Annotated in this window: 12 protein-coding genes and 1 pseudogene; 4 read left to right on the top strand and 9 right to left on the bottom strand. The window is 39.2% G+C overall.

Translation table 11 applies throughout. The features are described from left to right. Positions 1-565 precede the first annotated feature (565 nt). The 4 genes from NMG86_RS18275 to NMG86_RS18260 all read left to right on the top strand — a co-directional run bounded on the left by NMG86_RS18275 (position 566) and on the right by NMG86_RS18260 (position 3,201). Positions 566-1,147, top strand: a complete 582-nt coding sequence (locus NMG86_RS18275; protein ID WP_233422926.1) for a DNA methyltransferase — start codon at positions 566-568, stop codon at positions 1,145-1,147. A 103-nt stretch (positions 1,148-1,250) separates the two neighbouring features. Next, entirely contained in the window at positions 1,251-1,814 is a 564-nt protein-coding gene (locus NMG86_RS18270) for a hypothetical protein (protein WP_233422927.1), read from the top strand. A gap of 23 nt (positions 1,815-1,837) precedes the next feature. Then, entirely contained in the window at positions 1,838-2,566 is a 729-nt protein-coding gene (locus NMG86_RS18265) for a Bpu10I family restriction endonuclease (protein ID WP_081693632.1), read from the top strand. A gap of 155 nt (positions 2,567-2,721) precedes the next feature. Then, the gene (locus NMG86_RS18260; protein WP_026798268.1) at positions 2,722-3,201 is read left to right on the top strand and encodes an SH3 domain-containing protein; all 480 of its coding nucleotides are present in this window, start codon (positions 2,722-2,724) and stop codon (positions 3,199-3,201) included. A 149-nt stretch (positions 3,202-3,350) separates the two neighbouring features. On the opposite strand, the gene NMG86_RS18255 is transcribed toward NMG86_RS18260, so the two are convergent. From NMG86_RS18255 to NMG86_RS18215, 9 genes and pseudogenes are all read right to left on the bottom strand, one after another. Next, positions 3,351-4,259, bottom strand: a complete 909-nt coding sequence (locus NMG86_RS18255) for a 2OG-Fe(II) oxygenase (RefSeq protein ID WP_026795571.1) — start codon at positions 4,257-4,259, stop codon at positions 3,351-3,353. A gap of 124 nt (positions 4,260-4,383) precedes the next feature. Beyond that, positions 4,384-4,785, bottom strand: coding sequence for a ribonucleotide-diphosphate reductase subunit beta (locus NMG86_RS18250; RefSeq protein WP_081693633.1), 402 nt, complete (start codon positions 4,783-4,785; stop codon positions 4,384-4,386). Positions 4,786-4,857: 72 nt separating this feature from the next. Further along, positions 4,858-5,607, bottom strand: coding sequence for an HNH endonuclease (locus tag NMG86_RS18245; RefSeq protein WP_051319513.1), 750 nt, complete (start codon positions 5,605-5,607; stop codon positions 4,858-4,860). 705 nt (positions 5,608-6,312) lie between these two features. After that, entirely contained in the window at positions 6,313-8,079 is a 1,767-nt protein-coding gene (gene ltrA / locus NMG86_RS18240; protein ID WP_043938512.1) for a group II intron reverse transcriptase/maturase, read from the bottom strand. A gap of 590 nt (positions 8,080-8,669) precedes the next feature. Further along, positions 8,670-9,014, bottom strand: a pseudogene (locus NMG86_RS18235) (ribonucleotide-diphosphate reductase subunit beta); the annotation flags it as partial. Between the two features lie 150 nt (positions 9,015-9,164). Then, positions 9,165-9,698: a hypothetical protein gene (locus NMG86_RS18230; protein WP_036831655.1), complete on the bottom strand. Its 534-nt coding sequence runs from the start codon at positions 9,696-9,698 to the stop codon at positions 9,165-9,167. Between the two features lie 104 nt (positions 9,699-9,802). Continuing rightward, the gene (locus NMG86_RS18225; protein ID WP_227351138.1) at positions 9,803-10,027 is read right to left on the bottom strand and encodes a ribonucleoside-diphosphate reductase; all 225 of its coding nucleotides are present in this window, start codon (positions 10,025-10,027) and stop codon (positions 9,803-9,805) included. A 77-nt stretch (positions 10,028-10,104) separates the two neighbouring features. Next, on the bottom strand, positions 10,105-12,363 hold the full coding sequence (locus tag NMG86_RS18220; protein ID WP_026785756.1) for a ribonucleoside-diphosphate reductase subunit alpha: 2,259 nt from the start codon (positions 12,361-12,363) through the stop codon (positions 10,105-10,107). Between the two features lie 271 nt (positions 12,364-12,634). After that, positions 12,635-13,060: a universal stress protein gene (locus NMG86_RS18215; RefSeq protein ID WP_026785757.1), complete on the bottom strand. Its 426-nt coding sequence runs from the start codon at positions 13,058-13,060 to the stop codon at positions 12,635-12,637. Positions 13,061-13,347 lie beyond the last annotated feature (287 nt).

Here is a 13,347-nt window from a genome sequence, read left to right as displayed (position 1 = left end):
TCTGTAGGGGTATATGAGGGGGTTTTAACGTTCCTTGAAAATGGGTTTATTGCCTTTAGAATCATCCTATCCGCCGGGGTACTTTTGGGAGTCTAAGTAAGTGTTCTACTCAAAACCTTACCTTTTATAGAAGTACATAAAAACTTCTATCTGTTCCCCTTGTTCTTTTGAACGCAGCGTGACAAGTCGTTTCGCTACTTAATGATTACGACGGTTCAAGTCGGATGTTCACTTACGTTATTCTTGGGCAATTGGCTAGAGAACTCCTTGGGCATTTGACTTACACCCGGTTTCCCGTTATACCCAGCTTCAGAGTTTTGATAATCAGTCTGGCTCTGTGGGTATTGCCTATATCTCTCAGGTACGGTAATCCGTACCGTTGACTCCGAGATTGACCTTCCTTTAAGGTCACATTTCCAAAGTTAAGACAGGCTTAATTGGATTTATTAGTGGATTTAACTCCATTTGCCAATTGTCTGAACCTATCTCCCTGCTTACGTTTCGGGGTTTAATCCTTGACTTTGGCACCGAACGTCTCGCACGAGTAATTCCATTATATTTTAATATGGCAAATCGCCTGTTTTTAGACAACCGACTGCGAGAAAAATTTTTGAGTCAGAATGTAAAAGAATTTAATATCAGTTTACCCCAAGATATTCTGGATATTGAGGACAAAACTCGGTCTAACCTGTTTAGCTGGCGTGGACAATTTGCTCCTCAATTAGTGGAAAACCTAATTTTTGCCTATGCTCCCAAAACCGCCACAATTTTAGATCCCTTTCTCGGAAGTGGAACTGTAGTTTATGAAGCTGGGTGTTTAGGTTTAAAAGCATTTGGATGTGAACTTAATCCCGCAGCCTGGATTTTAAGTCGTACCTATCAATTTATCAACTTAACACGACACAAACGAGAACAGATCATTACATCCATAACCCAGAAATTAGAAACGCTCTTGGCAATATCTAACTTTTTTGATATCCAGTACCATCAAACCCTGACAATAGAAGAATTTCAACAAAATTTGAGTGAACTCTATGATCAATTAGAAGATTTTGAGAGTATTATTGTTCATGGATTAGTGATCCTCTTAGATATCTCAGAAAATCATAACTTAACCAGAGAACAGATTTACCATACCCGCTTGTAAACTCTACCAATTAATTCGGGAACTTCCATATTCTGAAGCAAAAATTAATCCGGTTTTAGGGGATGCGCGTCAGCTTCCCCTCGAAGATGATTGTATTAATTTTGTGATTACCTCTCCTCCCTATATCAACGTTTTCAATTATCACCAAAATTATCGCAGTTCCGCAGAACTATTGGGTTGGGACTTACTCAAAATTGCTAAATCCGAAATAGGTTCAAATCGAGCTAACCGAGGCAATAGATTTTTGACTGTCATCCAATACTGTTTAGATCTAGTTGCTGTTCTCCAAGAGCTTCAGAGAGTCTGTCAAAAAGAAACACGAATCATTTTTGTAGTCGGTTATCAATCAACGGTGTTAGGTGTTCCCTTCTATAATTCAGAAATTATTATAGAATTAGTGAAACAGTCTGGCGTTTTTGACTCGGTACTCACACAAAAACGTCAATTTAAAAATAAGTTTGGTCAAATCATTCGAGAAGATTTATTACACTTAGTCAACAAAAAAGTTTCTATATCAGTTCAAGACTGGGATATAATTGCTAGACAGGTTGCTGAACAAGTTTTAACCCAAGGATTAGATGTAGTTTCAGAAAAAAATGAATCTTCTCTCAGAGACGCAATTAATAAAGTTTACAGTTTAACTCCATCTCCCTATTTACAACAATAAAACCTCGAAAGGATCATCTGACAATGCTGAAATTCCCAACACCTCATTATGATAAACTCAAAGCTTGTTTGAACAACCCTCAATTACCTGCTGCTGATAAAGAACGAGTTGAAGAATCCCTAAAACAATATCAACAGTGGATACAAGCATTAGAAGCTGTTGAAAAAGATCAAAAAGATACGGTAGAAAATTTAGTAGAGGTAACTAATTCCTATCAGCGTTTCATTGAACTGGACTTAATCTTTGATAGTTCTGATAATTTTCTATATTGTCAAAAAGGACAACTCAAACTAGATAATACAATTCTTGAGGAATTTCTCCCTCAATTGATCTATAGAAGTTTACGAGGAATTGATGACTCCTTTGAAATTGGGCCAAAAAACACCTTTTCTGGATTAAGTTTTTTGTCTTCTTTGGGAAATCAGGGTCAAGGGGGTGAACCCAGTTTAAGAACAAAAAATCAAGATTTTATTTTAGGAAAAAAACTGTACTTAAAAACTTCATTAGATAGTGAGTTTAAAAATTCTAAGCTGCTTGAGTCACATCTAGGATATGTTTGTGCTGAATGTAAAACTAATTTAGATAAAACCATGTTTCAAGAAGCGGTTGCTACCAGCAGAGATCTAAAAATAGCTATTCCTAGTTCACTATACTTTTTAGTCTGTGAATTTTTGGATATGACTCCAGTTTCTATTATTTCCACTCAAATTGATGCTGTCTTAATTGTCAGAAAAAGTAGAGGACATTTTTAACTAATTTTAATGAGCCACCAATACTAATTACCGATTTCCGGCGTGTTATAATGGGAATGATTGCTAGGCTGTATAGTCTAAATGCTGAACAGCTTATGCTATTATGAATTTATAAAACCCGATAAAATCACAATCAAATCATACCCCGAATAAAAATGCGATTAATTATTACCCACACAACTCTGTTAAAATTGCATCCTGTTGATTCCTCAACCTTAACAGAGACTCAAAAAATCAATTTTCCGCTTGGAAGTCGCTTAATCCTAAGCAGCTACCAAGATCATAAACCCGATCATTACCAGATTACCTTAGTTGCATCTTTAGGAAGTGGCAAAGATAAAAGTATGGTTTGGTATGTCTATAAACCCCATGCCTTAGTTGTGCTTTCTGATCGAGAATTTGCCACTGTGAATTTATCCACGGACACCAATCTTAATGTGCGTTCATCTCCCGATGCTGTTTCTGATAATGTAATTTATAAAATCCCCAATCACGTTGATGTCGAATTAATTGAATGTTGCTTTAATCAGCAATTATGGTGGTTAGGAAAACCGTTAGGTGATGATAAAAAAGCCTATGGTTGGATATCAGGAAAATATTTAAACCTTTATACTCCAGAAGGGTGTTCGATGTAATTGTTTTCCCGATTAATTCAATTTTAAATCTAGGTAGGACTTAAGCGCCAAACCCGGTTTCTTTGGTCTTGTGTGTAAGTCCTGCTAGGGTTAAAAAGCGGTCAGTCTTTAAACAAGGCGATCGCTTTTTGCAACTATCAAATATTGAATTAACCCGCACGCAACCAACCATTAAGGGTAAAGCGTCCATCTTCAAACCTTTGGGACGGACAACTGACAGGCATGACCTCATGTTTGCAACGACTATCAAAAAAAACAATACTATTATTATGGGGTTCAATATCAATAAATTCCCGTTCATTCAAGGCATAACCATTTTGCCATTCCGTAGCATATAGTCTTAAATTTCCCCCTGAAAAGTTTTTAGGTTGTTTATGAAAATAATAGACATAACTAATTACGCGAGTATCGGTTTCGGGACTACCCGAATCATTATGAATTTTATAAAAACACCCGTCATTATGGGAGGTTAATTGCATTTCTACCTGGGAAACGGTAAAGGGTGAAAGGTTTAACTGGGTGAGAACAGAAGGAATTATAGCAATTAATTTTTTACGCAGTAATTCGTAGAAATCAGGAAATAAAGTTGCATAGAGAATGGAAGATTTTCGATAATTACTTGCTTGAGTAGTTGTTTTTGAACCTACAAATTTATCCGGTTGTTTGAAAGCAATTTTCAATGCTTCTTTATGCTCTTGCGGTTTTAAAAAATTTTCAATCTGCACATAATTAGCAGGTAAAATTTCCAGATTATTCTCAGCTACAATTGGGGCGGAAGATGGGAGAAGTTCAACGGTTGTTGTAGAGGGTTGGGAAATAGGAGAAGCGTTAAAATTTACAGATGAAGCCAGTAGGGAGGGAGATTGTAGAAGTTCCAGGGGAGTAACGGAAGAACATCCCGACATTTCTAATATTTTTAAGGCAATATTCGCTCGTTCAGTCGGAGAAACTGCTGGATCTTGAAGTAGGGTTTCTAGGGTGGTAATCGATTGATTAATTAAATGTTTGAGTCTTTCTATCGGAATTAGAGCATGGGTTGTAGGACGGACAGTATTCATACGGAGTTCGAGCAAAAACTATCAGAAAGCTATTTTCTCTATGTTGACATAAATTTTAGCATTGGGGTAGAGAAATGCAATAGCCACAACAGAGAGACGCGCCATGGCACGTCTCTACGACAGGTTAAATTTCGTCCCAACCACTGACCCCAGAAGACATCACATAACTGGTGACGCTGGCTTCAAAGAAGTTGGCTTTAGTATGGGCTTCTTTTTTGGTATCCGAGAAGCGTTCTAAATGGGTATAGGGACTTTTACTGTACTTTTTATCGGGATAAAGGGGCTCTAAACCGATAGAACGTAACCGAATATTGGCTAGATATTTGGTGTATTGTTCCGTACTATATTCCGTGATTCCTAAGATATTATTTCCCACAATATGATTAGTCCATTTACATTCATGTTCAACGGCGGTATTGAACATTTCATAAATTTGATCAACAGAGTGGGTAAACACTTGCATGGCTTCAGGAATTAATTTCTGGAATAACCGAACATGAGAAAGTTCATCCTTAATATTCAACAAGGGTCGTTAGTCCTTGCCCGTTCTCTTAAGAACTGCTGAAAGTCACCTTTCAGAATAGACTATATCATCTTCCTAATAGGAAGCCCCCCGTTTCGTAGCACTTGCTACTACGCTTTTACCGCTAGTCGTTGCACCTTTAGAATCAATAACTTCCCAAGCATCAATCCATGTTTTTCTATGACGAACATTGCTAATAACAGAGCAGTCAACATCAAGCCATTGGGCTAATTCCTTATTAGAGCAAGTCGGAAGTCTCTTAATAGCTTCAATTCTTTGCTCAATAGGAATTTTACTGTTTAAACCCGAACTATTTTTAACTTGAACGACTTGATTTTCATTCTCGAATTGCTGCCAAACAGACTTCAGACGTTTTCTATGACGAATCAGTGAGATATATCGGGAGTGTAACCCATACTTATCAGCAACCTCTTGATTGGTTGCCCCATTGACAAGATCATGGATTATTTCCAAATATTGTTCATTAGTGAGTTTAGCCATAGAGTTAGTTTCGGCTGATTTCCCTTGTTTTAATCCTGTTTTGACTGCATGACGGATATTTTCAGCAGGTGTCACCAACTCAAGATTAGACAGACTATTATTAGCTTTATTTCCATCAATGTGATTGATTTGCAATCCCTGTGGTATTTCCCCGTTAAATGCTTCCCAAACAACTCTATGAACAAGAAATGTCTTTCCATAGCAACTAATCTGACGATATCCGGCGGTACTTCGGGTCGTCTTCTTAATTCCTTGACCTCTTACTTTGAGCATAGAACCATCTTCAGAAACCGTATAAGGCAAATCAGGGTGTTTGGCATCCATGAGCTAAGACATCTATTAGGTTGTAGATGAATTATAACATGGGGAAGTTCATCTTTCCACTTGGCTCAGGATTGTCTCAATTGAGAGTTTCCCTGAATTAGAGGGGTTTTCAATTCACGTTACCGTGAAAAGCCGCTATGAATTTAACGGTTAATCATTTTGAAAATATCGGCAGATCCCGGCATTAACATCCGTGACGCTAAATTGTAGAAGTAGATAACGCTACTACCCATCCTTTCGGTAGGGGCTAGAACATACCATTATCTTTTATCTTAAACGAATAAAAGATACTCACCCTCTGTTCGTTGAACCTTCTCCTTTTATGAGGAGCTTGGCTGCTGATTGCCCATTGTAAAGATTAGATCCCTTGCGGCTTCCAATCAATCCTTTAACTTTTTTCTGCTCTCGCACCTGGCGCGCTTATCATTTCTAATTTCGCTTTGGTATAAAGGCTTTAGGGGGTTCCAGCAATTTGATGAGTTTTCACTAACATCTCGCGGTGCTAGGGGGCCATTAATTTAACCCATTGTAGAAGTAAATTCCTTCTAACATATAGTCAGCTAACAGGGAAATAAAGTAATTTTCCAGGGTGGGATTGTTAGAGTCGATAGGAGCGTTACCACTCCTACCTCTCCTTCAGAACCGTGCGTGAGACTTTCACCTCACACGGCTCCTTGATAACTCCATCCTTGTTACGGATACGATTCAAAACGGGTTATTTTCATAATTCTCAACTATTGGTAATTGCTTATTTTTAGTTGAAGAACCATCATGAGCCGTCTTTGTGTCGTGACAGTGTTTGTGTAGAAGTTGTAAATTATCATAGATGTCTTTTCCACCTAATGATGTTGGTTTAATATGGTCAACTTCTACAATGTCTGTACTTGTGAAATACAAACCACAGTGAGGACAAATACCCTTTTGTTTTTTGATTAATTTGGAAACTCTGCTAGGAGTTTCAGGATATTCGCCCCTTCGTTTACTCCAGTAAATCCAGTCTCCATTAAACGGACTAGCCTTTCCTTTGACCTTTGTATGCCTTACGATTGGCGTACTGGCGTGGGTGAATAATTCTAATCCATCTTTTGTACTGAAACACCAATTTCTGTCGCCTACTGTTCTCCAGTATTTGTCTTTGTTGATGTTCCCTTTTCCCCTCCTTCTTGCCCAGGCTCTTAATTTGTCATAAGTTAGATTATCAACTTTTGAGAAAGTATCCTTACTAACTTTAGTTGAGTAATAGTTTGACCAACCTCTAATAATTGGATTTAGCTTGCTAATTAAAGCAGCTTGAGGGGCAGTCTTATGGGTATCTATTACTTCAGCTATATTGACAAGATGAGTTTTAACTTTGGCTTTTGAGGGTGTGATTAATGTCTTAAAACCTAGCGGTGTTCCGTGCGTGTTGTTCGCACATCGGTAGTTACCTACTTTGTGTTGTTGTACATGGAATCCTAAGAACTCGAACCCAACATTTCCTTCGATTTCATTAAGGGTGTGGGTTAATTTTGTTTTACTTGGTTTTAATTCCAATCCCATGTCACTTAACCAATCAGCAATTATCTCTTGACACTTTTTAACTACGTTTAAATCCTCATGGATTATTACGAAATCGTCGGCGTAACGGATTAAACTAAGAGATTGACGGTTAGCCAATTTTCTCCCTTTTAGAGTTTCTGCATATTGCATGACTCTTTCTTCCATACCATGTAGGGCAATATTCGCAAGTAAAGGTGAAATTACCCCGCCTTGTGGTGTACCATCATTAGTAGGAAAAAGTTCTTTTCCGTCCATGTACCCTGCTCTTAGCCACGCTTGAATTTGACGGCTTAATGTAGGGTATGTGTTTATCTTGGAGATTAATGCTTTGTGGTTTATGCGGTCGAAGCATTTGGCAATATCAGCATCAAGTACATATTTGGACTTGTATCTGATACTCAAAAATATTGCTCCTATTGCATCGTGGCAGGAACGTCCTGGTCTGAAACCATAACTGTTTGGCTCAAATTCAGCCTCCCATTCTGGTTCTAACGCTAGTTTAACTAACGCTTGCAATGCGCGGTCGTTGATTGTGGGTATTCCGCCCCCCCAAACCCCCCGTGCATGGGGGGCTTGGGGGGGGGTTTCTGTTGTACCAGGTTTGGGAATATTAACTCTGCGAGTTGGTTTTACCTTATTGGTTAACTTTAATCGTCCTACCAAGTTCATACGTTGCTTTGGGGTAAGAGATTTAATTCCATCTACTCCAGCCGTATTTTTGCCTTGGTTATCTTGTGTTACCCTGCGAACCGCAATACATTTAGCACTCCAGGAATTAATCAGGGTCTTTTGAAGTTTACGAACTGCTTTAACATCGCCTCGTTCACTCGCTTGAAATATGCGCTTTTGCAACTTGAAAGTTACCCTTTCCAGCTTGCGCCAGTTAAGGTCTTTCCATTCCACCGTCTGAGTTTTAATCAGCGTTTTAGACATTTGTATTGCTACTTGTTCTATTTCTTTGGAATTACCGAGTATCTGTCAGCATATCTTTGCCATTACAGCAAAGCATTCGCTTTTGATACCATCCCTTCCCCATATATCATTCGTTAGCTACTTACTGGACGCACGACCTCTCCAGAGATATACAGGGGTTACTTCGTTCCGATTACACATTTGTTTGAAGTCTTTAGCGTGATGTTATCCACCGGGTTTTTGGGCGGTGCTTATAAGTCGGTTGAACACCCGCTTATGCCCTATCCTTGCCTTTTGGCTTGGTGTTATTCAAGATTGTTCTTGATTTAGCCATTACACCATCACAATTAACGGTGGTTCAAACACATCTTTGCTTTCGCTACGCATGGACTTCTTACTCGATAGTTACCAGATTTGGCTTCCAGTAGTTCTACCTTTTAACCCCGCTTTAGCTTGTTGGTTGCTACCCATTCAAACTAGGGGTTATGTTTTCACCTCAGCACTTGAGGGATGGGACTTACCGCACGGCGGTTCACCCATAAATGTAATCAGTTATCACCAGTCTTATAAACTGGGTTAACCGTCCCATAAACCTTTCGGTTTATTTTAGGTTAAACGAATCGCACATCCATATATTGTTGATAAATCCCGGCAATGAATTCACAGCGATCGCGCAAAACACTATCGGTTTTCCAAAACTCATAAACAAAGGTTCTCCGATCGGATGGAATAATCGTTTCAATCATGTATTGATAACTCTGATTGTGCATCGCCTCCTGAGAAGTTTGTTCCGCCATACAAAGACTAATTTCTGGGGCAGTTACACAACTTTTCAGATGAGGAATATTGCAGGTTTGAACAGAATCTAAGAAGGTTAAATAACTTAAAATTCCATCAAATGCCCAACGTTCATCGGGAGTTAAGTTAACATAATCCACGACATCCTGAGTAATATCTAATTTTTCGGGTCATTGGTGTTCAGTTAGATTCGCTAAGTCTAACCCGCTTGATTTAAGCTGCCATAAGTCACCTTATGGATCGGACTATCTCATCATCCTTTTAATAGCAAAAGGAGTCCCCCGCTTCGACTGTCAATCGCTTACAGCCTACTCCCTTATAGGGTTAGTCTCTACACCTTCTTGCTTTTTAGCAAGCTTGGCACGGTATTGTCTGTAATGTAGAATCCTGTGACAGTTAGAACACAAGAGAATACATTTATCTAATTCTTGGAATACCTTATCTTTTCTCATTAACACCATATCTGATGGAGTATATTCCTTTTCAGAAGGATCAGTGTGATGAAAATCAAAGGCAGCAATAGTATCTTCCGTTGCAACAAATCCACATTCTGAACAACAACCACCTTTATAAATACAAAACTCTAGTTTATTTTTATTTTTTATTCCAGAGTTTCTATATTCCCTAAGATACTGCTTGTTATAGGATTGTATCTTTTCTTTATTTCTTTCAACGTAGGCTTTGGATTTAGCTTTCCCATGACTTGATGCGTAATAGTCTTGCTTGTATGCAAGAATACAACTTTTGCACCTTGAGACTATTCCACTTTTTAACCTAGCGTCTTTGTGAAATTCGGAAATATGTTTAACAACGTGACACTTGCTACAGGTCTTGCTTTCCATTTTTGATATTATGAAAGTTATATTTCATAATACAAAAAACTTTCTCGCAACGCCAATAAATTACACAGAGTTTCACCGTTTTCAAGGGATTTAGTCTGAGCTACCTAATTAACCCAGAAATTCTCGCGCATTTGTTTATACAAACCCACGGCCCAGGAATAACGCACATCATTTAATTGCATTAAATTTGTGGTTTCCCCAAACCAAATAGAACGATGATTAATATCATCATTTCCATTCGGATTGAAAATCGGATTTATGGGCATAGTTAAGGGCTTTCTACGCCCATTTTTGTCCAGGGGTGGGGATGAAGCAAAGTCTAAGGTCATACTCGTAAAATCAAGGAATTTAAGATAACTTTCCCCCACCAGTATGACATAGTTTTATCAAGTTAGCTTGTTAGCCTTTAATTAGCACAAGCAACGCAACCATCATCAGCTTCTTTGAAACTATCACGCTGCACGGTTCTGACATAATAAACCGCTTTACAGCCTTCTTGCCAAGCTAAGATTAAGGTATCAAAAATATCCTTAGCTTTGATAGCGCGATCGGGTTCATCAGGAAAGTAAACTCCCTCATTCAAATTAAACATTAATTCCATGGAAATTCCGGTATCAATCCACTTTTGAACCGTCGCCACCGCCTTAACAACAATTTGTTGATTTAGGCTTTTATTTTCCGGGTAAAACCAAAAATGATCCTGAAGAAACGGTGGAGCAATTGGAACTGTTCCCTTCGCCCATTTGTCATAGAAAAAACGACTATAACAGGGCAAAATACTAGCGGTACATCCTTGCACCAAAGAAGAGGATGTGTTAGGAGCGATCGCGGTAATATGAGAATTACGAATCCCATATTGTTGAATATCTAAACTCAATTGTTGCCAACGTTCTTTCTGCGCCGCGTGTTGCAAAAACCACTCTACGGGTTTCGCCCCAATTAACTTTCCTTGACTCCAAGCACTGCCTTTAAATGCTGGGTAATAACCCCGTTCTTTTGCCAGTTCCATTGAGGTTTTAGTACAATAGAAACCAATATCTTCAAACAGATGACTAATTTCGTTTAAATGGTTATAAGTTAAGCGATTTTTGGCTAACCAATCCGCTAATCCCATCGCCCCTACCCCAATTGTTCGATATTTTTGGTTATGGGTTTTACTAGCTTCAAAGGGAGTGTTAGTAATTTCAATCGTATTATCTAACATTCGCACCGCAATTTCACAGACTTCCGGCAGTTCTTCTCGTTCAATATTAGCTAAATTCAAAGAATCCAAGTTGCAAGTGTGTGCTTCTTCTCCGGGTTTAACATTCGACCAGCTTTCTTGGCACAAATTCCCCCCCGGAATATAGCCTTCATGTTGATTAGGATTAGCCCGATTTGAGGTATCTTTAAACCATAAATAGGGCATTCCGGTTTCTACTTGGGAACGCATGATTAACTTAAATAAATCCCGAGCATTAACCTTTTTATAAAGGGTGATTTCCGTATCTAAGTTTGCTTCTATTTTTTGATATACACTTTCAAAGGATTCCCCCCAAGTTGTGGCTAATTCAATGCCCAGTTTTTCCCTAACTTCATAGGGGTCAACCAGTGTCCAATCTTCTCGACTGATCACCCGACGCATGAACTCATCAGGAATCACTAATTGAGGGAAAATATCATAAGCTTTGCGACGTTGATCGCCATTTTCTGTCTGCATTTCCAGAAATTCAGGAACATCTAAATGCCAGACATCTAAACTCACCGTAATCGCCCCCGCCCGACGTCCGCCTTGATTTACCGCGATCGCCGTATCGTTTAATAATTTAATCCAAGGAATCACACCCCCCGAGGTGTTTTGTTTTCCCATCACCCAACTGCCAGTTGACCGCACTCGGCTAACATTTGTGCCCACACCGCCGCCATTTTTAGAAATTCTGGCGGCATCTTTAATCGTGTCAAAAATGCTTTCCAAATTATCATCCATTGCCGTAATAAAACAGCTACTCAGGGAGCCGTGAGGAATCCTTAAATTTGCTAAAATTGGGGTAGCTAAGGAAACTTTACGTTGAGCGATCGCTTGATAAAACTTTCTCGCCCAGAATAACCGATTTTCGGGTTTTTCTACAATTGCTAATAGCAACGCACAGGTTAATAGAGCTTCTTGGGGTAATTCATCTGTTAATAAATAGCGTTTATTTAACAAAACTGCCCCAGCATAATCATAATCTTTGTCCCATTCGGGATTAATCCAACTTCCGGCCTCTTGAAGTTCTTCGGCGGTGTAAGTCAGAATCCGAACGTCATATTGTCCCTGTTCCACTTTATTATGAACCGTTCTGCAATAGTCGCCGTATTCATAGCCCCGACGGACTAAGGTATCTTTCCATAAACTCCAAATCTGTAGTCTTCCCGCCACATAACGCCAGTTTGGGTCGGAGGGACTGCATAACTCTAAGGCGCAATTAATTAAATTATCCTGAATTTCTCGGGTAGTCACACCATGCCGCAGTCGGGTGGTTAGTCCCGCTTCTAGGGTAATCGGATTCGCCTCCATTCCCTCACAAGCCCAGTTAACGACTTCTCGAATTTTAGAGACATCTAATGGGGCCAGACGACCATCTCGTTTAATGACTTTAATATTTTTATTAGGGGTGATGGTAAGGGATGGTGATGTTGATTGCATAGTCAATATTTTTACCCAATGCTATAATGAATTGACGCCTTACCACTGTACTCTAATTCCATATTTAGTGACAGGGATTGACAGAAATCTTATTTTACGCTATATTTAGTGTAACACTGGGTAACTTTACTTAAAATTAGGCTTATTAGTATTATTAAGTTGCCCAAAAAGCCAACCCCAAACTTCTAACCATGGGTGGCTTGATGCGCCCAGATAAATCAGATCAATTGATACTTAAAATCAAATTAGCGATCGCAACTTCCCACTAACCTTAAATTTCCTTAACCACCAAAACCGAACAATTTGCTTCCGAAACCACCTGAGAACTCACTGACCCTTCCAGAATTCGTTTTACTCCCGTTAATCCCCGATTCCCAATAATAATTAAATCCGTCTTATATATATTAGCCAAACGAATAATTTCCTCCGCCGGATCACCCGCTACAATCTCAATTTCAGTTTCACAATCTAACTGATCCTGATAAACCCGCAGTTGCTTTTCCAAATTACCATAGGGAAACTCATCTGCACTCGGACGCGGCCGATCCGCCACCAGATCAAAATCTGATTCTACCGTTGGAATAACATGGCAGAAGATCACGTTAGTTGTGGGTTGCAATTGCAGTTGACCCAGGGCCTTAATCACAAACTTAGCAGTTGGTGAATCATCCACAGCAACCAAAATCGTATTCAGCACAAAAACGTCTCCTCTAAACAACTGGAAAATCACCGCGCCTTAAAATCCTACCGCTTCAAATCGCTATTCTAAAGGCAAGACTTGATACTCCCCACATCTGAAGCCGGGGGATTCTTGAAGATCTGTGAACCGTTTCAATGGTGCTATCAAGACACCCTACACGCTCAAAACAACTACCAGTACGACAGGTATTGCAATTGCGCTTACTTTGATTTTTTTCGCTTTCCGAGTCCATCACAACGCCAGTTAGGTACGATCAACATCCTGCCATTATTTGCCCTTTAACT

The organism is Planktothrix rubescens CCAP 1459/22 (assembly GCA_904830895.1).
Classification (GTDB): domain Bacteria; phylum Cyanobacteriota; class Cyanobacteriia; order Cyanobacteriales; family Microcoleaceae; genus Planktothrix; species Planktothrix agardhii.
Note: the sequence above shows the minus strand (reverse complement) of the source record. Positions and strands in the feature narration are given on the sequence as shown.